The following is a 20,660-nucleotide window of genomic DNA, read 5'->3' as shown; positions in this document are numbered from 1 at the left end:
GGTTACATGTTTGTAAGAAAATTGTCCTTTTTTGGGGTGTTCTTATTCCATAGTGGAATAAATCAAGTTGAAAGGTTTTTTGTAAATCAGGCTGGCAGCAGCCTAAGCTTCAATTCGCGCTCAATCTCAGTAATGGCGCGGAGTCTGTTATTTTGTATGAGTTTACAATTTTGCAGATGAAAATTTGTTTACCGTTTGCGATGAAACCTTTCTTTTTTTTGTTTGTAGTTTTCATTTTGAAGAAAGAAATATCTTGTTCTAATTCCGAGTAAAGGAACGGATATAGAATGAAATACAGATAAATTAATTCCTTTATTCTGTCGTTTTGTTTCCCTGACATATTTGACTTTGTGTAATGGGCTTGCCTTTTAAAGTCCCGTTCCGGAGTCTGTTCCAAAGGCAAGAATAATGCCCTGTCAAAAGGGTAGTGTCCCTGCCTATACCCTAAAACATCCATCAAAACCCTGTTAAAGGGAGGATAAAATCATGACAGCAGTAATCCAAACACCGGATTCGTTCATCGCGTCCCTGTTGCCGGATTCCGACAAAAAGATGGTGCGCATTGCAGGCGTATCGCTTCTTGTCGCGATTCTTCTGTGCTTCTGGGCAACGACGTACGAGGTGCTGATTGACGATTCCATTTTTGTGGATCCGCCAACCACCGAAATCACAGCAACCATGAACATCATCGACAAAAAGGAGGAAAAAAAGCCCGACAAGAAACCGGAACGAAAACCGCAAAATATCCAAAGCAAAAGGCCTGGCAGAGGCGGGAAACCCGTAGGGCGTGGTAACCCTCGAGCCCCGCTCAATCGTGGCGTTATTCATGCGCTAGAGGCTCAAACTGCAAATGCTTCGGCCGCCGCTTACGACTTGATCAAGCAAAGCTTTGCCAAGGATATCGACAAGGTCATCAAGAATACGAATGGCTTGCAGGTCACGGGTAAAACAAAAATTGGCGAAGTCCGTGGAAAAATTTCAGACGGATTTAACCAAGGCATGTTTGCCGGTGGCAGTGGCGGTATCGGCGACGATATCTCGAACCTGGTCAGTGGCTCTGCTGGAGCTATATCGACCAAGGCGATGGGAAATATAAAGGCTCCCAAGGATACCGATATCGAGTGGGGCTCCGGTCCTTCATCCCGTTCCGCTGCAGATATCATGAAGGTCGTCCGTCAGCGTACTCCGGGACTACGGCATATCTACAATAAACACCTCAAAAAGAAGCCGGGGTTCCAAGGAAAAGTAACGCTCAAATTCACGATTGCGCCGGGGGGCGAAATCATCAGCATTTCGCTGGTGTCGTCCACGACGGATTACAGCGAATTCGACAATGAAATCAAGAAATCTGTCGGTCGCTGGACATTCAGCAAGGTGAAATCAGGCAATACCACGGTGACAATCCCGTTTACCTTTACGGAATAAAATAATTCGCTGCGGATGCTACGTATTCTCGTCATCGCGAGGTGCGTAGCGCCGTGGCGATCTCCTTTTTCTATATTATAGCCTGCAAAAATGGAGTGAAATAATGACTGATCCTCGCATCACCAAATTAGCTGAAAATTTGATTAACAATGCCATTGCACTTAAGCAGGGCGAAAACATCCTTATCGAAACGACCGACACGCCCGACGAAGTCACGACTGAACTTGTGAAGGCTGTCGCCAAAGTGGGCGGTAACGCATTCGTGCATAATTACCGCGGCCGTGTCCGTCGCGAAATGATCAAGTCGGCAACCATCGAACAGATGCAGCTTCAGGCCGATCTCGCCATGGCCGAAATGCAGAAGATGCAGGCTTACATCGCCATTCGCGGCGCCGATAACGCTCTCGAAAATTGCGATATCAATGGCCGCCAGATGCTTAACTACCGCAAGATCAACGAAGACGTGCTCAATTATCGCGTGAATAAGACGCGTTGGTGCGTGCTCCGCTGGCCGAACCCCTCCATGGCTCAGGGTGCCAAGATGAGTTCCGAGGCGTTCGAAGACTTCTATTTCGAAGCCTGCCTTGCCGACTATCCGAAGATGGCCAAGGCCGCGCAGAATCTCGTGGATCTCATGAACCATACCGACAAGGTTCGCCTGGTGGCAAACGGAACCGATCTGACCTTCAGCATCAAGGACATTCCGGCAATTCCGTGCTGCGGCAACATGAATATCCCCGATGGCGAAGTCTATACCGCACCGGTCAAGACAAGCGTGAACGGCGTGATTCATTACAATACGCCGACCCTTTACGATGGCAAGTACTTCAGCAATATCCGCCTGGAATTCAAGGACGGCAAGATTGTGAACGCCACTTGCGAATCCGGCGACAACGTGGCTCTCAACGCCCTCTTCGATACAGACGAAGGTGGCCGCTATGTGGGTGAGTTCGCTATCGGTTTCAACCCGTTCGTGAACGCTCCCATGTGCGACATCCTGTTCGACGAAAAGATTGCCGGCTCTATCCACTTTACGCCGGGCCGCTGCTACGAAGAAGCCCCGAACGGCAACATCAGCGCCATCCATTGGGACCTGGTGCTCATCATGCGCCCGGAATACGGTGGCGGCGAAATCTGGTTCGACGACAAGCTCATCCGCAAGGATGGCCTGTTTGTGATTGACGAACTCAAGTGCCTGAACCCGGACCAGCTCGGAAAATAATTGCAGCACTCGCTTTGCACGTCATTGCGAGAAGCGTAGCGAAGAAGCAATCCATGAAAAAAGCCGTCCTTTGCGGGACGGCTTTTTTGACGCATGTAATAGCGGGGGCGCCCGCTATCACCAATCTTACATCTTGAGCAAGATTTCGCCGATTTGCACGGCGTTGAGAGCAGCGCCCTTGCGGATCTGGTCACCGGTGAGCCACAGCGTGTTGCTGTTTTCATCGGCGAGGTCCTTACGGATACGGCCCACGAAGATGTTGTCCTTGCCAGCGCTTTCGAGCGGCATCGGGTACACATAGTTCTGCGGATCGTCCTTGAGAGTCACGCCCGGAGCGTTCTTGAGGGCGTTGCGGATTTCTTCGACAGAAACCGGACGTTCGGTTTCGAACCACACGGATTCGGAGTGAGAACGGAGAGAGCTCACGCGCACGCAGGTGGCGCTCGTACGAACGTCAGAGTGCATGATCTTGCGCGTTTCGTTGAACATCTTCATTTCTTCCTTCGTGTAGTCGTTTTCCGTCATCTTGTCGATCTGCGGAATCACGTTGTAGGCGAGCTGGAAGGGGAACTTGTTGATGTGGGTGGTAGAACCGGTTTCAAGGATATCCTTGTACTGCTGCTTGAGTTCTTCCATGGCCACGGCACCTGCACCGCTAGCGCTCTGGTAAGAAGAAATGTGGATCTTCTTGATGTGGGAAATCTTTTCGATCGGGTTGAGCACCACAACCATCATGATGGTCGTGCAGTTCGGGTTAGCGATAATGCCCTTGTGGAGCTTGATGTCTTCCGGGTTCACTTCAGGAACGACCAGCGGAACGTTCGGATCCATACGGAAGAAGCTCGTGTTGTCGACAACCACGGCACCGTTTTCGACGGCGATCGGGGCAAATTCCTGAGAAATGGCGGCACCAGCGGAGCTGAGCACCAGGTCAACGCCCTTGAAAGAATCCTTGTTCAGAACTTCGCACTTGAGAGTTTCGCCCTTGAACTTGAATTCCTTACCGGCACTGCGTTCAGAAGCGAGGAGCTTCAAGCTCTGCAGCGGGAAATTGCGCTCTTCGAGGATGGAGAGGATTTCTTGGCCTACGGCGCCAGTTGCGCCCATAATGGCTACGTTGCGAATCATAATTAACCTTTATTGTTCGGTTTGTTGTTGATTGTTTGATTGTAAAGCTTCAGTGGCGTTCCAGAAACGCTTCAGGTAGATTTTCATCTGGCCGATCTGGTCTCTGGACTGCCTGTATAGGATCAGCTGCTGCTCCGGATTTTCCTGGAGCGTGTAGCTGTAGAGCGCGTATGCGGCGAGTCTCACGCATTCGCTTGCCTGAATCAGTTCCTTGTGCGCATCGCTGGATTCATGCGGGTGGAAAAGCCCGAGAACCTTCTTGTTCAGTGCGATGGCGTTGTTGTTGATGGCAAGCGCCTGGCTGCTGCGCGTTTCGCGCTCTGATTCCGAAATGCTGGACGGCAGGGTGCCGAAGGCATCCATGGCATTGATAATGTCTTGCATGCGCTTGATGACAGTTTCTGCATCGACCAGGTAACTGTCGAGCCTGCTCAAGTCCTTGTCGTCGCTGCCGGCTTTGCCGGCCTGACCGCCGGTACGAATCCTATGGCGGGCCATGTGGTCGGAACCGGGCAGGATCTGGCCGCCTTCGCCGTTCTGGAACGAGGCGATGTAATCCTGGTACTTGGTGTTCATCGCGGCGATTTCTTCGGCGGTGTAGTCCGATGTCGGAATGAACGTCGGGCGGTCCCAGTAGGCGATACCCATGAAGGCCGACAGCATGAAGAAGGCGAGGAAGATGTTTCCGACCTTCGCGGCGCGGTCATCAAAGCGGATAAAGCTTATGATGGCGAAGAAAAACAGGCTTGCGAATGAAAGCAGGAGTCCGCCGTCGCAGTTGTAGGCGATGAACGAGTTCTTCGCGAAGAAGAAGACGCAGTCCATTGCCACGATCAGGAACGACAAAAACACGCCCATCATGATCTTGGTGCGTGTTTCTGCAGAAACGGACATGAGAATTGCTGTAAAGGTGATGCCCAGGGGGAGCACCATCATCAAAGCGATATCTGCAATTTGCTGGTTCATTTTTTAGAAAGGCAGGTCGTCGTCGACGCCTTCCGGTGCCGGAGCATCGTAAGCGGGGGCGCTAGCCTGGCTAAAGTTGTTGGACTGGCTGTAGGAGTTGCCTCCCTGGAAATTGCCGCCGTTCTGGCCGCGCGGCGTCAAAAGCTGGAAGGTATCCAGGTTGACTTCGGTGCTGTAACGCTTCTGACCGGTCGTCTGGTCGGTCCAGCTGCGGTTGGTGAGCGAACCTTCGACATAGAGCGTCATGCCCTTGTGCACGCCGAGGGTTTCCATCGTGTCGGCGATTTTGCCCCAACCTACGATGTTGTGCCAGTCAGTCTGTTCCTTCTGTTCGCCATTGTTATCACGATAGCGACGGCTGGTGGCCAAGGAGAACGATACGCGCTTGCGACCAGTTGCGCTTGCGCTAATGACGGGGTCCTTGCCGATATTGCCGATAAGCATCACTTTATTCAAATAAGCCATAATTAATCCTATTTTATCTTTTTTTGTCTGCGGCTAAAAATAAAAAAATCCAACTGTCATTTTGTGCCAATTTGGGAATTTTTTGCGTTTTGCAAACATTGTTTGACATTTTCCACATTCTTTAGCCCCGCATTACTCCTTTTAATTATATTTCTTGAACGTATGACTACTTTAGCACTTTCACATTTTGAAAAAGTTTTCCCCGCAAATCTCAAGGGCAAGCGCCTCGGCGCGGTCCTGCACCCGGCATCGGTACTCCCGGATTTGCACTATACCCTCGATTTACTCAAAGAATACGACGGCAAGCTGTTTAAACTTTCTGCCCTTTTTGGCCCGCAGCACGGCATCAAGGGGCACACCCAGGACAACATGATTGAATGGGAGGGATACACCGACCCCGAACTGGGTATTCCCGTTTATAGCCTTTACGGTGAACACCGTGAACCCACCGCCGAAATGCTTTCCCACGTGGACATGATGCTCGTGGACTTGCAAGACGTGGGTGCCCGCTACTACACGTTTATCTGGACGCTGTTCCTTTGTATGAAAGCCTGCGAAAAGGCCGGAATCCCCGTGATTGTGGTGGACCGTCCGAACCCCATCAACTGCGTGGACGAAGAAGGCCCGGTGCTGGATTTGAATTACACGAGTTTCGTGGGCCTGCACAGCATCCGCACTCGCCACGCCAAGACAATCGGCGAACTTGCCGTCCAGTTCAAGGAAGAACGTTTCCCCAAGTGCGAACTCTACGTGCTCGGCATGGAAGGCTACGATAAAAAGATGTGGTACGATCAGACGGGTCTCCCGTGGATTTTGCCGAGTCCGAATATGCCGACTCTCGATACCGCCATCGTTTACCCGGGCATGTGCCTGTTCGAAGCGACCAACGTGAGCGAAGGTCGCGGCACTACACGCCCCTTCGAAATTTTCGGCGCGCCGTTTATCGATGCCGTCAAGCTTTGCAAGTACATGAACGACCTCAAGCTCCCGGGCGTGTATTTCCGCGAAAACTATTTCCAGCCCACCTTCCACAAGGGGGCTGGCCAGATTTGCGGCGGTGCGCAGATCCATGTGCTTGACCGCGACAAGTTCCGCAGTTTCGACATGGCGGTAAAGCTGTTGCAGTACATTTTCAACGAATACCCGAAGGATTTCGCCTGGAAACAGCCGCCTTACGAATATGAATTCAAGAAGTTGCCTATCGACATTCTTCTCGGTAACGGCACGTTCCGTAAGGAATTCATCGAAAGTAGCATTTAACCCACAAGAAGGAGACACGTAATGATTCAACAAGCTAACGGAAAATTTGAAATGCCGGCACTCCCGTACGCAGCGGGGGACTTGGCTCCGGTGCTCAGCCAGGAAACCATTGAATTCCACTACGGCAAGCATCTGCAGACTTACCTCAACAACCTGAATGCCGCCCTTCCGGGTAGCGCTTTCGAAGGCAAGACCATTGGCGAAATCGTGACCAAGGCCGAAGGCGGCGTGTTCAATAACGCAGGCCAGTTCCTGAACCACTACATGTATTTCATGCAGTTCAAGGCTCCTTCTGCCGGCAACGTTCCGACGGGCAAGATTGCCGACGCCATCGCTCGTGATTTCGGCTCCTTCGAAAAGTTCCAGGAAGAATTCCAGGCGAAGGGCGCAGGCCTCTTCGGTTCCGGCTGGGTATGGCTCTCTGCCGACGCTTCGGGCAAGCTCGTCATCACGCAGGAAGGCAACGCCCAGAACCCACTTACCAAGGGTCTCAAGCCGCTCCTCACGTTCGACGTGTGGGAACATGCCTACTACATCGACTACCGCAACCGCCGTCCGGATTACCTCAAGGGTCTCTGGCAGATTGTGGACTGGAACGTCATCAACAACCGTCTCGGCTAATTCCAATACAAGTGTAAAATGAAAACCGCTGGTCATGCGACCGGCGGTTTTTTCATAGGTAGTTTGTGCTAGGGACTTACTGCTTGGCGGGTACGAATCCGTCGGTCGTCAAGAGTTCCATGGTAGCCTGACGGGCAGCCGTGATGCCGGGGCCGTTACCCAGGGGCATGGGGTTGTTCCAAGTCACGGAACCCTTCCACACGGGCTTTTTTTCTTCGATGGAGTACAGAACCAGTTCTTCTTCGAAGCTGTCAAGAGCGGCGTTGTAGAGGTTCACCTTGGTAAAGTTCTGGAGCAGCAGGTAGTCGGCGTTCTGTTCCTTGGCGTAATCGACAACCGGATTTTCGCTCAGAGAAAGCGAGCTCTTGTCCTGTACGAATGCCTTGGCTTCGACTCCATGAACCTTCAGGGAGTCGGCCATCGTGGTTGCGACCTGGTTTGCGAAATCGGCCACCTGTTTGTGGGATTCAGAAACGACGACAACGGTTTTGCCCTGCAGCGGGTGAACCTTGTCAAAGTTGGACATTTTCTGGATTGCAGGTGCACAAGAGCAAAGCAGAAGTGCAGCGAGTGCGAGTAACACTAATTTTTTCATTATTTCTCCTCTTTTAAGATTGAATTTTCATGAAAGTCCTTGATAATTCCCTTGACGAGTTCGCTTTGGGCCCAAAGTTCCATTCCCGTCGTTTTCAGGATTGCTTTCCAGACGACCTTGCCGTTGTTGCAGTCGTACATGACAGAGGTGTATTCGACTTCGCTGGAGCTGCCCATGATCATGCCGGTCGAGGCGTCGTACTGGGTGGTTTGGGATTTGCCGGACACGGCTGTATGCATCAGGTAGGAATCCTTGCATTCCTGCATGAGAGCCTTGGGACTGACCGGTTCCAGGGCCAGAGCTTCGTTCTTGCGGTATTCGATTTCAAGATTGTTCTTGTCGCCGTATGCCTTCCAAAGGGAATCGAGCTTGGTGGTGTAGCCCGTGTATGCCTTCTGGTCGTCGACAAGAATCCAAAGCTTCTTGCCGCTGATGTCGAGGCCGGGGAGCGAATTACGCTCAATTTTCGTTCCTGCACAGGCGGCAAGAATCAGGCCGAGCGATAAAGCCATGAGAGAGTATGTTTTTTTACGCATAGTTTGTAAGGTAGTATTAGATTGTTAGTTTGTCAAAGATTTGTGAGCGGGCCGGTTTATTCATCCGGGTTTTCACGTTCGATAAGTCCGTTCTCGTCTCGGAGCATCTCTTCCCATTCGTAATTGTTGCCGTCTTTACATCTAAAATGGTATCCTTCGGAGTAGGTGTCGCACAAACTCGAAGGAGTCGATTTCGCAATTTTGGTCTTGTACATGGTTTTGCAATGGACGGTGGTGTCGCTGGCGAGCATGTACGGGTAAGAGGTGCTGGCCTCGGCTTGAGCGCTGTCTTGTGCGATCTTTTTCTGAATGGGAATATACTTCTTGTCGATATTGGAATATTCCTGCTGGAAGATTGTGTCTCCTTGCAGCAGATTGAATGCTCCTGGTTGATACTTGCATCCGTTATCGCATGTGTAGACATGTTCAGTTCTGTCGTAGTCTTGGCAGACAGGCTGAACAACGCCGTATAAAGGCATGTCTGTTTCCATTTCGGCAATGGATTGTTTTAAAGTGGGCTTGCTGGAGGGGCACCAGGATTTATGGAAATAGCTTGAATCCTTGCAGTGGACATTCGGGAATGTGCTTAGCGTGTAGGGGTAATCGCTGTTCACGCTAGACGACGATTCCGCTTCGCTAGACGATGATTCAGTTTCGCTGGGCGATACCGCTTCGCTAGATGACTCGGGGATTGCTTCAGTGCTGCTGGAAATTTCGTCAGAAGATTCGCTTGAAGGAATCGTTTCCGCTTCGGAAGAACTGCTGGGGGCGGTATCCTCGGAACTGTTGGGGAGAGGAGTAATCTCGCCGGGATTCTCTGGAATGGCTTCGGTAGCGCTGCTGGAATCGCTGTCGCACCCTGCCCAAAACAATGCGGCAACGCATAAAGCGAGTTTACGCTTGTATTTCTTGATAGACATCTCGTTCTCCTTTTCCCATAATATACCTTTAAAGCGCAAGATTTGCAAACGAATTAATCCAAAACTTTGGACAAATTGTAAATAAAAAGGAGTAAATCACGCTTTTTTGTTTATATTAATAGGGAAATGTTTATCCGTTTTGAGGTGTGGCTATGGACAATGAACTGACACTTTTGATAGGGAAGGGGGAAAAGATCCTTTATGCCGGCAAGCCGGACAAAAGGTGCTTTATCTTTGAATGTATTTTCAATCCATTGCTCCCGTTTGCGCTTGTCTGGGGACTCTTTGACATGTTTTTTATCGGGGCTGCATTCTCTTCGGACAAGGCGGACGAGGCGGCCTTCTTTATCATCCCGTTCATGGCGCTGCACATGATGCCGGTTTGGCTTTACTTGGGCGGGGCGCTGCTTTCGTTCAGACGGTACCGCAACACGGCCTATATCGTTACCGACAAAGGAATCTACGCTTCTGGCGGAATCTTTGCGAGGACCTATAAGTCAAAGCCTTTCGCGGAACTTTCCCATGTGGACTTGCATCGCGGCGTTTTTGACCAGTGGTTTGGCGTGGGCGACATCATTACGACCTCTGCGCAGGCCAATCCCGCCACGATGAACGGGCGTAGGACTTCTACCAACGCGGGCATTTCTATTGACAGCATCGCCAATTATGCAGAAGTGTACAAGCTCGTGAAACAGCTGCAAGAAGACATCTACACCGACGTGATGTATCCCAATGATTTGCGTCCTTCAGAAAATCACGGGTATAAGTCGAAGTATATGCGCTAAGGCTTGATGGTTATCGGAGTTCCGTCTTTGACGGCGGCGTAGATTTCTTCGATTTCATCGTTCGTGACGGCGATGCAACCGGCGGTCCAGTCTTTCCACCTGTGCCAGAATTTAAAGAGAAACGCCGGAATCTTGTTCGGGAAGCCATGAATCATGATGTCGCCGCCGGGCTCGTAGTTGCCTTCTTTCGCGGCCTTGATTTGCTCTGCGTTCGGGTACGAAATCTTCAGCGATAAATGGAACCTGCTTTTGGGATTGTGCCACTCGATGGAGTAATTGCCCTCGGGTGTCTTGTTGTCGCCGGATTTGACTTTCGCTCCCATGGGATTCTTACCCAATGAAATTCTGTATGTCTTGACAACACTATCGCCGTTGCGCAAGTGCATTTGGCGCTTTGCCTTTTCTACGAGAATGTTGTCGATGGGAGAGGAGAGCATGAGTTGAAATGTAGTGATAAAGGTCTTTCTTTATTGGATTTGATTTATTCTAATTTGTTCGGCAACGATTTGTTTTTAAAAGGCCAGTCGAAAAGTAGGTCTTGCAGGTTTTTTGACTTTTTCCATCGCCTAAATGATTTTATGCATAAAAGAGTAAATGCTCCAATTGTAAACCAACTTAATAAAACGCTTATAGAAAGTATTTTGGTATCAATGTCGGGTTTTGCGATGCTGATTATACAATGAAAGAATAGCGCTATTTGGAATATAATAATACTCCAAAAAAGAGTGTCTTCTTCAGGTTTGTCTATTCCACGAAAACTAAAGGGCTTTGTTATTATAAGTGGATTGTCTTTTATTGATTTTGATTTCAGAATTGCAAACGTAAGCCAAGAAAAGGGAACGATGCTGATCAGCAGAAAAATTACCACCCTTTTATCGCCCATGTATATTAAATCGACAATAATCGTTTCAATGAAGACAATTATGCTGGCCACTGTAAACAAAAATCTTTTTTTTATATCGCTAGTCATCAAAAATGCCTTGTGAATTATGGGTAATTATAAAAAGAATATAAAAAAACGCCCAGGCTTTGAACCTGGACGCTTTGTAATGCTTGTGGATCCTATCGCCGCACCCTTCGACAAGCTCAGGGACCTGCGGCTCCAGGATGACACCCCATACCTCAAAGCGTAGCGACCTCAAAGGCATGGAGTACGTGCCCGCACGCTGCCATTCTTCTGTAGCTCGGAGAATCTTGATATCCATGGTAGTTTAAGGTAGAGTTTTTATCGGTGTCCCGTATCTAGTCGGCTCTTATTTCACAATCTCTATTTCCTAATTGATGAATGGTGTCGATGGAGTAGAACCAATAGTCAATTTCCCCGCAGGGCGTTTCCGGGTTCTCCAGAACGGGATAGTATTTATCACTGTCTAAGTTATATCGCATTTGGCTGATGTCGAACATGTAACAATTGTCTAGCGCGATGTTAATCTTTGGAAATTTGAAACTTCCGTTATCGCAAAATCCTTCCATTTCTATGGTAATCGTCTTTATTGGGGTATCTGAGTAGTCATCTATTGATAAACTTTCCCAGAATACGGCTTTGTCCGAAATCGACTTGTACAGGTTCGTATCGAAATAAATGGAATCGTCTCCCCAAATTTTAAGATTCAGCCTGTTCAATTCGGCCGGAATATTTTGGACTCTTGCGTCGAAAACGAGTGTGCTTGGATAAGATAAATCTTCAAAACAGGCACATAAAAAGATTGAGACAAGACTGATTAACCATAATTTCATGTTCTATATCTCCATTGTTTTCCTCTGCTCGTAAAGAGCCCCTATAAGACCTATTTTTGAATATACCTTTATTTATGCGGATTCGCAAGCGCTTTGTCGCTGAAAAAATCAGAAATTTAAGATAAAAGAACTGCGGTTTTGTCCATTTTTTTGCTCGTAATACAAAAAAACGCCCAGGCTTTGAACCTAGATGTTTTGAAAAATCGATGGAGCGGGGTAGGGAACCGATTGGCCGCAAGATGGCCCACAGGCTCGCGAATGCCCTCGGAACGATTTATAAGAATTTGTTTTGGTGATTATCTTTATCATTTTCCCCGTGTGGGGAAAATGATCTGTCGCTATAAGACGGAAACTTCGGTTAAACTAAATCATTTCAATAAGTGATTGTATTTCGAGTTCTTTGCTTGATTGGTATGCTCGCAGTGCTTCCAATGGTTTACGGTTTTATATGATGGTTTGCACATATAACCGTCATGATGCAAAGTTGCGATCAATTTTCCTGTTGAGCACTGATAAACATATTCCGGACGTTCTCCTAAATATAATTGATAGCCGTCGGCATCACATGCCCATTGGATTAATGGAGTTTGTTTAACCTGTTCCCAATAGGCTTCTTCTTGTTTCTTGTTTTTGGCATCTTCATTTTTTGCTAAAATAACTAATATCAAAATAACAATTAAGTATAAGGCCAACAAAATGCCAAAGAACCAGGCCATGATTTTACCAAAAAGTTTTAAGGGTGTAAAATTATTGGTAATAACCCCGGCAATGATTAAACAGATTAAAATTATCCACAACATATGTATTTACATCCCGTTTTTTCAAAGGTTCTTTTGCAAATATATGTTTTTTTTTGCCAGATAAAGAAGAAATGATTTTATAAATAGATGGTGTAATAAAAACGCCCAGGCTTTTAACCTGGACGTTTTTGAATGCTGATCCCGGAACGGGTCCGGGATGACATTCTGCGGTTACTTCAAGAACTGCATATACGGCAGCTTGCTTGCAAGTTCCTGCACCTTGTCGGCGTTGGCCATGAGGGCAGAACGTGCGTGCCAAGAACCGTCGAGGAACTGACCGCGGGGGCCGTCGGCAAGCGTGAGCTCGATGGTTTCGTCACCCATCTTGAGCGTGCGGCTTTCGGTGCTGGTGACGAGTTCTTCGCTCGGGTGTGCTTCGATCCAGGCGAGAATCTTGTCTGCCACTTCGTGGCTTACCTTGTAGCAAGGAACGCCGATAGCCACGCAGTTACCGAAGAAGATTTCGGAGTAGCTTTCGGCGATGATGGCGCGGATGCCCCAGCGCTTGAGAGCCTGCGGAGCGTGTTCACGGCTGGAACCGCAACCGAAGTTCTGGTTCGAAACGAGAATGGAGCCATTCTTGTAGGCCGGATCGCGGAACGGGTGGACCTTGCCCTGTGCGGCGAGGCCTGCGATATCGTCGGCAAAGGCGTTGTCGCCGAGGCCTTCGAAAGTCACGCACTTGAGGAAGCGTGCCGGGATGATACGGTCAGTGTCGATGTCGTTGCCGCGTACAGGAACGCCGGAACCTTTAACAATGTCGATAGAATTCATTTTTTAAATCTCCTTGCGTTACTTGATGTACTTGCGGACGTCGGTGACCTTGCCTTCGATGGCGGCGGCGGCCACCATGGCGGGGCTCATGAGGATGGTGCGGCCCGAGGGGCTGCCCTGACGGCCCTTGAAGTTACGGTTGCTGGAGCTTGCGCTCACCTGGCGGTCCTTGAGCTTGTCCGGGTTCATGGCGAGGCAGAGCGAGCAGCCTGCTTCGCGCCATTCGGCACCGGCTTCCTTGAAAATTTTGTCGAGACCGAGCTGTTCGGCTTCCACCTTGATCTTCATGGAGCCCGGAACGACCCACATCTTGACAGTCGGGGCGACCTTGTGGCCCTTGATGATTTCGGCGGCGGCCTGCAAGTCGCTGAGGCGGCCGTTGGTGCAGCTACCCACGAAGGCGATGTCGATGGGGCGGCCAATCATCTTGGAACCTTCTTCCCAGCCCATGTATTCGTAGGCTTCGGAGATGACCTTCTTTTCGCTGCCTTCGAATTCGTCGATTTTCGGCATGTTGCCGTTGAGCGGGATGGCCTGAGCCGGAGTGATACCCCAGGTGACCATCGGTTCGAGGTTGTCGCAGTTGATTTCGACTTCGTCGTCAAACTGGGCGTCGGCGTCGGTAGCCACGGACTTCCAGTAAGCAACGGCTTCGTCCCACTTGTCGGCCTTCGGGGCGTACGGACGGCCCTTGAGGTATTCGAAAGTCTTTTCGTCGGGGTTGCAGTAACCGACGCGGGCGCCACCTTCGATAGCCATGTTGCAGATGGTCATACGGCCTTCCATGCCCATGTTTTCGATGACGGGGCCAGCAAATTCGTAAGCGTAGCCAACACCACCGTTCACGCCGAGCTTAGCGATGTAGGCGAGGGCAACGTCCTTGGCGGTCACACCCGGCTTCAGCTTGCCGGTGAACTTGATGCGGCGAGTCTTCAAGGGGCTCATGGCGAGCGTCTGGGTAGCGAGAACGTCTGCCACCTGGCTGGTGCCGATACCGAATGCGATAGCACCGAAGGCACCGTGCGTTGCCGTGTGGGAGTCACCGCAAGCGACGGTCATGCCCGGCTGGGTCACGCCTTCTTCGGGGCCCACGATGTGGATAACGCCCTGTTCGGCGGTAGCGGGGCCAAAGAACTTGATGCCGTTGTTCTTGGTGTTATTTTCAATGTGGGAGAACATCTCTTCGGAAATGCCGTCCTTGAGCGGGCGGTTACGTTCCGGGAAGGTGGTCGGGATAATGTGGTCGACCGTGGCGAACGTGCGTTCCGGGAACAGAACCTTCTGGCCTTCTTCGCGGAGCTGCGCAAATGCCTGCGGGCTCGTGACTTCGTGGCAGAGGTGGAGCCCGATAAAGAGCTGGCACTGGCCGCTCGGGAGCTTAGCTACCGTGTGGCTTTCAAAAATCTTCTGATAGAGTGATTTTCCCATGATTTTGTCTCTTTTTTATGCCTTTTCGAATTATTCTCCAAGGCTGATTAATTGCGGCGTAAATATAGTAAAAGTCCCGCAGAATGACTGCAGGACTTTTGTTTACCGAAGAATAAAATTCAATCTTCCTAATACTGTTCGACCTGGGTGTCAAACTGGTACTTTTCGTGGTAGTAGCTGAGCATTTCGCTTGTGCTGGTGAAGGCGCCTGCGCGAATGGCGTTGCGAACTTCAGGATCGTTGCGGGACATTTCGATGATCTTTGCGTCTATGTCCTTGAACAGCAACTTGTTAGAGGCCATTGCAACGTGGTTCTGGTTGTAGTCCAGGTGGTAGCTGCGTTCCAGCATCTGGAAGAGTTCGGACTGGCACTGGTTTTCAGGCGGATGCTTCTTGGCGACTGGAATGTAGCACTTGTTGATGTAGTCCGTCTTGTAGGCGACAATCATTTCATCAATGGCGGGGATGTTGTGGTCGGAATCGTGATTGGCGACTTCTACAGTGGGTTTAACGACACCGGAGCATCCGGTAAGGAGGGCGGCGGTCATGGTAGCGAAAGCCAACACACGTAATTTCATTTTTTTTATTCCTTTTTTCTTTGTTTGAACCTTATCCCTAATTCCAGAATAAAAGTTATTTAAAACGGGGTGTTTTGGCGACCCCCAATATGTAACAAATAGCTTACATCGGGCCTAAAAAAACGCTTAGAGAACACTTTTTAGAGTGCGTTGTGACCGCTGTCACTTTTGCGGCTACGTTGTGTGTTTTACAACAAGTGATTGTTATCGGTTTCGCACTGCATCGGCAGTCGGCTTGAACATGTAGAACCACTTGATCGGGTCTATTACTTTGTACCTAACGTTGCCGATTCGCTTGTCACCGTTCTTGTCGATGAGCCCAGTAACCACGTGGGCGTGCGGGCCGGTGGTGTGTCCGGTAAGGCCGACAGTTGCAATAGGATCGCCTGCCATAACTTCTTGTCCATCAAGGTATAACAACTGATCGCAATGCATAAAGATCACGACGTCTTTTTTGCGTACAAGTCCGATCACGATGCCGCCGCGTTCGTCGCGTGCGGTCCATGCTTTTGCAGCGAACGGGGCGAGTATGCGGGCGCCCTGTCGGCTGGCCACGTCGATGCCGTTATGTTGCCTATACGAGGCGGTGGCTTGGGCGTGGTAAAATTCTGTCAGGTAGGCGACGCTATCCGATACGATCGATGTCCAGTATTTCCAGGCGGCTCCAATAGAATCCGATGCCGATTTCGCGAAGAAATCGGGGCGCGAGAACTTGATCACGGTTCCTGCGGGCGGAATGTTCTTGCTGTTGTTTTCCCAGGAATTTTTGGGGAAGCCGTTTTCTTCGAGCGTAACCTTGACGTACTGCTGCACCATCTTGTCGTTCGTAATCAAGGCGTTGAATCGGCCGATAGCGTAGCGCGAAATGCGCTGCATGGATTCCTTGCCGTCGAAGGTGTATTCAAACGACGGCGCAATCGAAAGCTTGTCGCGTTCGTGGATGCGGTCGCGAGTGTTGGAAATGCCGGGTTCCGTCTTGGTCACAAAGAAAAACGGTAGCGCGATGGCGAACAAAAGCAACAACGGGAACAACGTCCTGAATACTTTCGACGAACCGTCCAGGGGGTTCTTTTCCAGAATCGAGAACTTGTGCAAGTACTCGACAATCTTGGCGAATTTTTCAGGATTCTTTTTCCAGTCGCATTGGCGGATTTCTTTGTAGAAAGAATGGCTCCGGCGTACCGCCCTGTAGGCGTGGTAAAATTTCTTCTTGTCGGGCTTTTGCGGAAACAGCCAAAGCAGATTCGACTTGTTGAAATGGGGGAGGTCTTCCAGGTAGGCAGACGCTTCGCTTGCGCTTTCGCCGCCAATGACGATGAGCCTCGAAACCAGTTTTGCGTAATAGGCTTCCTGGTCGTTAATTTCCAATGGCAGGATGGCTACGATTTGCGCAATCGATTTCTTGATTTGTTGCAGGTTGTGGTACAGGCACCTGAATTGGTCATCGTCTTGCGGAAAGCACCTGGTTCCGGTAATGGTCCAGCTGTTTGTATCGGCACTGAGTTCGTTGAGAGATTCTTGCGGGAGTCTCTTTTCGATCAGGTCGCTTGCCGAAATAGGCGCGTTCCCTTTCAGGCTGTTCTTGCCTGAAAAGTCAATAACCAAAAAACGAGCGCCGGCGTTTAGCGCCAGCGCAAGGTTCTGCAAGGGTTCAAGCGGAATCTCGGTTTCGCCCGGAAAAGCAAAAAAGGTGATTCCGCCTTGCCTGTACAGGTCATTTAAGACCTTGTGCTGCATTGTCCCCTAATTAGGCCTTCTGAGTGCCACGCGGGTAGGTGAAACCGGCAGGCGGGGCAGCCACGAACTTGTCGACCTGAAGATAGAGTTCTTCGGCAGAGGCGCTCGGGTTGAAATAGATTTCCTGGTTGCGGTTCTGGGTGCGGCCCTTGAGCGGTTCGCTGCGGCGGGAGCGGCTCACGATACCGAGCGGGAGCACTTCCAGGAGCGGGAGCAGACCGAAGTAACGGAACAGGCTGAAGTTCTTCTGCCAAGTGGTACGTTCGGCGAGCACGGCGAAGGTGCCTTCGAAAATGGACTTGGTCTGGAGCAGTTCGTCGCTCGTCATGGTTACCAGTTCGTGGTTGGTGGGGAAGTTGTTCACGAAGTTGACCATGTCGCCCTTGAGGTAGTTGGCGTCGCAAAGGAATACGAATTTCATTGTTTTACCTGTTTTTGATTGTTGTTTGCAACAAAAATACTTTTTTGGTAATACACTGTCAGCCGACAAAGGCGTGAAAACAGCTGCTTTCGGAACTTTTTGTTCCGTTTGAATGTAAATTCTTTGTAAAATCGTGAAAATCAATACAAACTACGAAAAAAATTTTTTCCGGCCCATCCGGAGGACTCCTCGAGGGGACTTTTCGTAAGTCGTTGAGTATCAATGATTTACGAACGGAAAACCTTTAAATTTGCTCAAAAACGGCAATTTGATGGTTATTCAAAATTTACTTTTTAGCGATTTTTTTTGAAAATGTGCGTTTTATCACGTTTAAAAACGTTATATTTGACCTCGTAAAATCGCGCTCGGACTACCGGGGGCGGTACGTTTTTTGTGAAAGCAAAAGGTGTAATTGGAAGAAGAAATTTATGGGAGATCATAAATGAAACGAAAAAATTGGTCTGTAGCAGCCCTATTGGCGTCAGTCAGTATTTTGGCTTCTATAGGTATTGCACAGGAAGAAAATAGTGCTCCTTCTGTTATGGGGATTCCGGGGGAATCGATTAACGAAGGTGGTAAATTTGCCCCGATTAAGTTGGACAAGTACGTCTCTGACGATCATGACAAAGCCGATAAGCTGAAATGGTCTGTCTCTGGCAACAAGCAACTCAAGGTTTCCATTTCTCCCGAACGTGTTGCAACGATTGAAATTCCGAGCAAGTATTGGAACGGTTCCGAAGACATTACCTTCATGGCTACCGACACCAAGGGTGCCGTTGGTTCTGAAACGGTGAACTTCAATGTGGAATCCGTGAACAACCCGCCCGAAGTCAAGCAGATTCCGGACCAGACTATCGATGAAGGTAAGTCCTTCACCAAGATCAAGCTCGATGATTTCGTCACTGACCCTGACCACCCGAAGAACCAGATTTTGTGGGAATTCGACATCCAACCGGTGGGCAAGGATCAAGCTGACGGCGACCTGAATGTGGAAATCGATCCGAACCGCGTCGCCTCCGTGATTATCCCGGACCAGAACTGGTACGGTTCTGCAAAGATCAAGTTTACGGCCACTGACGGCGAATACGCTAGTGCCTCTACGACCGCAAACTTCGTGGTCAAGCCGATTAACGATGCTCCGGTGATCAAGAAGATTCCGGACCAGACCATCGAAGAAAAGAACGAATTCGAATCCATTAGCCTTTCTGACTATGTGACCGATGTCGATGACGATGTCATGAAGCTCAAGTGGAGCATTTCGGGCAACAAGGACCTGAAGTTCGATATCGACAAGTACGGTTCTGCTAATATCAAGATCCCGAACGAATTCTGGAACGGCACTGAAACCGTGACCTTCACCGCAACTGACGCCGCCGGTGCTTCCGCCAAGGCAACCGCCAAGTTCACGGTCAAGTCTGTGAACGACGCTCCTGAATTTGTGCAGGAAATCCAAGACCAGACCATTGAAGAAAAGCAGGAATTCAAGCCGATCGAACTGGACAAGCTGGTCAAGGATCCCGACCATCCTTTCGAACAACTTAAGTGGACTGTTTCTGGCAACAAGGATCTCGCCGTCAATATCGCCGGCAAGACCGCTACCATCAAGATTCCGTCCAAGATGTGGAACGGCTCTGAATCTCTCAAGTTCAAGGTTTGCGACCCGGCTGGCGCTTGCGCTGAATCTGAAAACAGCTTCACGGTGAACTCCGTGAACGACGTGCCGCAGATCGTGAAGCAGATTCCTAACCAGACCATCGACGAAAAGAAGACCTTTGCTAAGATCAAGCTCGATGAATATGTGAAGGATGCTGACCACAAGAATTCTGAACTTTCTTGGGAAGCTGACGTGAAGCACCAGGGCAAGGAACCGCAGTCCGGTACTTTGTCTGTAAATATCGGTGACGATCATGTTGCTTCTATCGAAATTCCGGACCCGAGCTGGAACGGTACCGCTGTGGCAACCTTCACCGTGACTGACCCGGAAGGTGCTTCTGCCAAGCAGCAGGTGACATTTACTGTCAAGTCCATTAACGATATTCCTGTGTTCAAGAAGATTCCGGACCAGACGATCGAAGAAAAGAACGAATTCTCTTCTGTCATGCTTGATGACTATCTCTCCGATGCCGACCACGATCTCTCCCAGTTGAAGATCGACATCGCAGGTAATAAGGACATCAAGGTCAACCTGAACAACAAGACTCGCGAAATTTCTTTCAAGACTCCGTCCGAACTCTGGAACGGTTCTGAAACCATTACCCTCACTGCTACCGACCCCGACGGTGGCAAGGCTTCTACTCAGTTCAAGCTTTCTATCAAGTCTATCAACGACCCGCCGGCCATGAAGGATATTGCTGAACAGACCATCAAGGAAAAGGGTTCCTTCAAGCCGGTCGAACTCGACAAGTTTGTCGAAGACCTTGACCACTCTAAGGACAAGCTCAAGTGGACTGTTACGGGTAACCGCGAACTCAAGGTGTCCCTCGAAGGCCGCGTGCTGAAGGTCACTCCGCCGAGCCCGCAGTGGAACGGTTCTGAAACGCTCACCATCAAGGTCACTGACCCGGAAGGTGCAACGGATGAACGCACTGTCGCTTACACTGTGGAATCCGTGAACGACGTTCCGGAATTCACGAAGCAGGTTGCTCCGCAGACTATCAAGGAAAAGGAACAGTTCAAGCCGATCAAGCTCGGCGAAATGGTCCGCGACCTCGACAACAAGCTCTCTGATCTCCAGTTCACTGTCGATGTGAAGTCTGCTAACGGCAAGAATGCTGGCCTCACGGTCGAAATCGACGCCCAGCATGTGGCTAACATCAAGATCCCGAACAAGTACTGGAACGGTGCCGACGAAATCACCTTCACGGTCACTGACCCCGAAGGTGCCAAGGCTACCTCCAAGGCTCTGTTCACGGTGCAGTCTGTGAACGACGTGCCGACCCTCAAGAAGGTTCCGGACCAGATGATCGAAGAAAAGCATGAATTTGCTTCGATCAATCTTGCAGACCTCGCTTCTGACCCGGATCATTCCTTCAAGAGCCTCAAGTGGACTGTTTCTGGCAACAAGCAGCTCAAGATTGAAATCGATGGCAACGGTGTTGCCACTATCAAGAAGCCGACCAAGAACTGGAACGGTTCTGAAAAGGTGACCTTCACGGTGACTGACCCCGAAGGCGCATCTGCCAAGTCTGACGCCGTGTTCACGGTCAAGTCCATCAACGACCCGCCGGTCATGAAGGATATTGCTAACCAGACCATCAAGGAA

At 49.9% G+C, this 20,660-nt stretch carries 21 protein-coding genes; 6 read left to right on the top strand and 15 right to left on the bottom strand.

Annotated features, from left to right (window positions below; genetic code table 11):
- Positions 1–486 precede the first annotated feature (486 nt).
- Positions 487–1,425: an AgmX/PglI C-terminal domain-containing protein gene (locus B7989_RS13250; RefSeq protein ID WP_088628947.1), complete on the top strand. Its 939-nt coding sequence runs from the start codon at positions 487–489 to the stop codon at positions 1,423–1,425.
- Between the two features lie 103 nt (positions 1,426–1,528).
- Positions 1,529–2,647, top strand: a complete 1,119-nt coding sequence (locus B7989_RS13245; RefSeq protein WP_088628946.1) for an aminopeptidase — start codon at positions 1,529–1,531, stop codon at positions 2,645–2,647.
- Between the two features lie 126 nt (positions 2,648–2,773).
- Here the strand turns inward: B7989_RS13245 and B7989_RS13240 are convergent, their stop codons facing one another.
- Genes B7989_RS13240 through B7989_RS13230 form a run of 3 tightly spaced genes read right to left on the bottom strand, consistent with a single transcriptional unit; the run spans position 2,774 to position 5,206 of the window.
- Positions 2,774–3,775, bottom strand: a complete 1,002-nt coding sequence (locus B7989_RS13240) for an aspartate-semialdehyde dehydrogenase (RefSeq protein WP_088628945.1) — start codon at positions 3,773–3,775, stop codon at positions 2,774–2,776.
- 9 nt (positions 3,776–3,784) lie between these two features.
- Complete coding sequence (locus tag B7989_RS13235) at positions 3,785–4,741, bottom strand: hypothetical protein (protein ID WP_088628944.1); 957 nt, start codon at positions 4,739–4,741, stop codon at positions 3,785–3,787.
- Between the two features lie 3 nt (positions 4,742–4,744).
- Positions 4,745–5,206, bottom strand: a complete 462-nt coding sequence (locus B7989_RS13230) for a single-stranded DNA-binding protein (protein ID WP_088628943.1) — start codon at positions 5,204–5,206, stop codon at positions 4,745–4,747.
- A 162-nt stretch (positions 5,207–5,368) separates the two neighbouring features.
- On the opposite strand from B7989_RS13230, the gene B7989_RS13225 reads away from it, so the two are divergent.
- Both B7989_RS13225 and B7989_RS13220 read left to right on the top strand, forming a co-directional pair.
- Positions 5,369–6,466, top strand: a complete 1,098-nt coding sequence (locus B7989_RS13225) for an exo-beta-N-acetylmuramidase NamZ domain-containing protein (protein ID WP_088628942.1) — start codon at positions 5,369–5,371, stop codon at positions 6,464–6,466.
- A gap of 21 nt (positions 6,467–6,487) precedes the next feature.
- Positions 6,488–7,087, top strand: a complete 600-nt coding sequence (locus B7989_RS13220) for a superoxide dismutase (RefSeq protein ID WP_088628941.1) — start codon at positions 6,488–6,490, stop codon at positions 7,085–7,087.
- A 76-nt stretch (positions 7,088–7,163) separates the two neighbouring features.
- Here the strand turns inward: B7989_RS13220 and B7989_RS13215 are convergent, their stop codons facing one another.
- From B7989_RS13215 to B7989_RS13205, 3 genes are read right to left on the bottom strand one after another with little or no spacing between them, the layout of a single operon-like run.
- Complete coding sequence (locus B7989_RS13215; RefSeq protein WP_088628940.1) at positions 7,164–7,682, bottom strand: hypothetical protein; 519 nt, start codon at positions 7,680–7,682, stop codon at positions 7,164–7,166.
- Positions 7,682–8,218, bottom strand: a complete 537-nt coding sequence (locus B7989_RS13210) for a hypothetical protein (protein WP_144265083.1) — start codon at positions 8,216–8,218, stop codon at positions 7,682–7,684. The genes B7989_RS13215 and B7989_RS13210 overlap by 1 nt, the downstream gene beginning before the upstream one ends.
- 56 nt (positions 8,219–8,274) lie before the next feature.
- Positions 8,275–9,138 (bottom strand): hypothetical protein, encoded by an 864-nt coding sequence (locus B7989_RS13205; protein WP_088628938.1) that lies wholly within the window; start codon positions 9,136–9,138, stop codon positions 8,275–8,277.
- Between the two features lie 152 nt (positions 9,139–9,290).
- Between B7989_RS13205 and B7989_RS13200 the strand changes: the two genes are divergently transcribed.
- Positions 9,291–9,923 carry a PH domain-containing protein gene (locus tag B7989_RS13200; RefSeq protein ID WP_088628937.1) on the top strand — a complete coding sequence of 211 codons (633 nt, stop codon included), beginning with the start codon at positions 9,291–9,293 and terminating at the stop codon, positions 9,921–9,923.
- Here B7989_RS13200 and B7989_RS13195 read toward each other — a convergent pair.
- From B7989_RS13195 to B7989_RS13145, 9 genes are all read right to left on the bottom strand, one after another.
- Entirely contained in the window at positions 9,920–10,360 is a 441-nt protein-coding gene (locus B7989_RS13195) for a murein L,D-transpeptidase family protein (protein ID WP_088628936.1), read from the bottom strand. The genes B7989_RS13200 and B7989_RS13195 overlap by 4 nt on opposite strands.
- A gap of 525 nt (positions 10,361–10,885) precedes the next feature.
- Positions 10,886–11,128: a hypothetical protein gene (locus tag B7989_RS13185; protein ID WP_088628934.1), complete on the bottom strand. Its 243-nt coding sequence runs from the start codon at positions 11,126–11,128 to the stop codon at positions 10,886–10,888.
- 37 nt (positions 11,129–11,165) lie between these two features.
- Positions 11,166–11,660, bottom strand: a complete 495-nt coding sequence (locus B7989_RS13180; RefSeq protein ID WP_088628933.1) for a hypothetical protein — start codon at positions 11,658–11,660, stop codon at positions 11,166–11,168.
- A gap of 368 nt (positions 11,661–12,028) precedes the next feature.
- Positions 12,029–12,460, bottom strand: coding sequence for a hypothetical protein (locus B7989_RS13170; protein ID WP_088628932.1), 432 nt, complete (start codon positions 12,458–12,460; stop codon positions 12,029–12,031).
- Positions 12,461–12,631: 171 nt separating this feature from the next.
- Complete coding sequence (locus B7989_RS13165) at positions 12,632–13,234, bottom strand: 3-isopropylmalate dehydratase small subunit 2 (RefSeq protein WP_072978188.1); 603 nt, start codon at positions 13,232–13,234, stop codon at positions 12,632–12,634.
- 18 nt (positions 13,235–13,252) lie between these two features.
- Complete coding sequence (gene leuC / locus B7989_RS13160; RefSeq protein WP_088628931.1) at positions 13,253–14,662, bottom strand: 3-isopropylmalate dehydratase large subunit; 1,410 nt, start codon at positions 14,660–14,662, stop codon at positions 13,253–13,255.
- A 128-nt stretch (positions 14,663–14,790) separates the two neighbouring features.
- A complete protein-coding gene (locus B7989_RS13155; protein WP_088628930.1) occupies positions 14,791–15,240 on the bottom strand; it encodes a hypothetical protein in 450 nt (149 codons plus the stop codon).
- Between the two features lie 204 nt (positions 15,241–15,444).
- Positions 15,445–16,977, bottom strand: a complete 1,533-nt coding sequence (locus B7989_RS13150) for a M23 family metallopeptidase (RefSeq protein ID WP_088628929.1) — start codon at positions 16,975–16,977, stop codon at positions 15,445–15,447.
- Between the two features lie 10 nt (positions 16,978–16,987).
- Entirely contained in the window at positions 16,988–17,398 is a 411-nt protein-coding gene (locus tag B7989_RS13145) for a hypothetical protein (RefSeq protein ID WP_073322692.1), read from the bottom strand.
- 442 nt (positions 17,399–17,840) lie between these two features.
- Here B7989_RS13145 and B7989_RS13140 point away from each other — a divergent pair.
- Positions 17,841–20,660, top strand: a 2,820-nt coding sequence (locus B7989_RS13140) for a tandem-95 repeat protein (RefSeq protein ID WP_144265082.1), incomplete at its 3' end; no start/stop codon positions are given.

The sequence above is a fragment of the Fibrobacter sp. UWB5 genome (assembly GCF_002210295.1).
Taxonomy (GTDB): Bacteria; Fibrobacterota; Fibrobacteria; order Fibrobacterales; family Fibrobacteraceae; genus Fibrobacter.
The sequence above is the reverse complement of the archived record's forward strand: the minus strand, read 5'-3'. Positions and strand labels throughout refer to the sequence as shown.

What these genes read in the sequence shown, in the direction of transcription:
- B7989_RS13250 (WP_088628947.1), top strand. Translation starts at nt 487, where the DNA reads ATGACAGCAGTAATCCAAACACCGGATTCGTTCATCGCGTCCCTGTTG.
- B7989_RS13245 (WP_088628946.1), top strand. Translation starts at nt 1,529, where the DNA reads ATGACTGATCCTCGCATCACCAAATTAGCTGAAAATTTGATTAACAAT.
- B7989_RS13240 (WP_088628945.1), bottom strand. Translation starts at nt 3,775, where the DNA reads ATGATTCGCAACGTAGCCATTATGGGCGCAACTGGCGCCGTAGGCCAA.
- B7989_RS13235 (WP_088628944.1), bottom strand. Translation starts at nt 4,741, where the DNA reads ATGAACCAGCAAATTGCAGATATCGCTTTGATGATGGTGCTCCCCCTG.
- B7989_RS13230 (WP_088628943.1), bottom strand. Translation starts at nt 5,206, where the DNA reads ATGGCTTATTTGAATAAAGTGATGCTTATCGGCAATATCGGCAAGGAC.
- B7989_RS13225 (WP_088628942.1), top strand. Translation starts at nt 5,369, where the DNA reads ATGACTACTTTAGCACTTTCACATTTTGAAAAAGTTTTCCCCGCAAAT.
- B7989_RS13220 (WP_088628941.1), top strand. Translation starts at nt 6,488, where the DNA reads ATGATTCAACAAGCTAACGGAAAATTTGAAATGCCGGCACTCCCGTAC.
- B7989_RS13215 (WP_088628940.1), bottom strand. Translation starts at nt 7,682, where the DNA reads ATGAAAAAATTAGTGTTACTCGCACTCGCTGCACTTCTGCTTTGCTCT.
- B7989_RS13210 (WP_144265083.1), bottom strand. Translation starts at nt 8,218, where the DNA reads ATGCGTAAAAAAACATACTCTCTCATGGCTTTATCGCTCGGCCTGATT.
- B7989_RS13205 (WP_088628938.1), bottom strand. Translation starts at nt 9,138, where the DNA reads ATGTCTATCAAGAAATACAAGCGTAAACTCGCTTTATGCGTTGCCGCA.
- B7989_RS13200 (WP_088628937.1), top strand. Translation starts at nt 9,291, where the DNA reads ATGGACAATGAACTGACACTTTTGATAGGGAAGGGGGAAAAGATCCTT.
- B7989_RS13195 (WP_088628936.1), bottom strand. Translation starts at nt 10,360, where the DNA reads ATGCTCTCCTCTCCCATCGACAACATTCTCGTAGAAAAGGCAAAGCGC.
- B7989_RS13185 (WP_088628934.1), bottom strand. Translation starts at nt 11,128, where the DNA reads ATGGATATCAAGATTCTCCGAGCTACAGAAGAATGGCAGCGTGCGGGC.
- B7989_RS13180 (WP_088628933.1), bottom strand. Translation starts at nt 11,660, where the DNA reads ATGAAATTATGGTTAATCAGTCTTGTCTCAATCTTTTTATGTGCCTGT.
- B7989_RS13170 (WP_088628932.1), bottom strand. Translation starts at nt 12,460, where the DNA reads ATGTTGTGGATAATTTTAATCTGTTTAATCATTGCCGGGGTTATTACC.
- B7989_RS13165 (WP_072978188.1), bottom strand. Translation starts at nt 13,234, where the DNA reads ATGAATTCTATCGACATTGTTAAAGGTTCCGGCGTTCCTGTACGCGGC.
- leuC (WP_088628931.1), bottom strand. Translation starts at nt 14,662, where the DNA reads ATGGGAAAATCACTCTATCAGAAGATTTTTGAAAGCCACACGGTAGCT.
- B7989_RS13155 (WP_088628930.1), bottom strand. Translation starts at nt 15,240, where the DNA reads ATGAAATTACGTGTGTTGGCTTTCGCTACCATGACCGCCGCCCTCCTT.
- B7989_RS13150 (WP_088628929.1), bottom strand. Translation starts at nt 16,977, where the DNA reads ATGCAGCACAAGGTCTTAAATGACCTGTACAGGCAAGGCGGAATCACC.
- B7989_RS13145 (WP_073322692.1), bottom strand. Translation starts at nt 17,398, where the DNA reads ATGAAATTCGTATTCCTTTGCGACGCCAACTACCTCAAGGGCGACATG.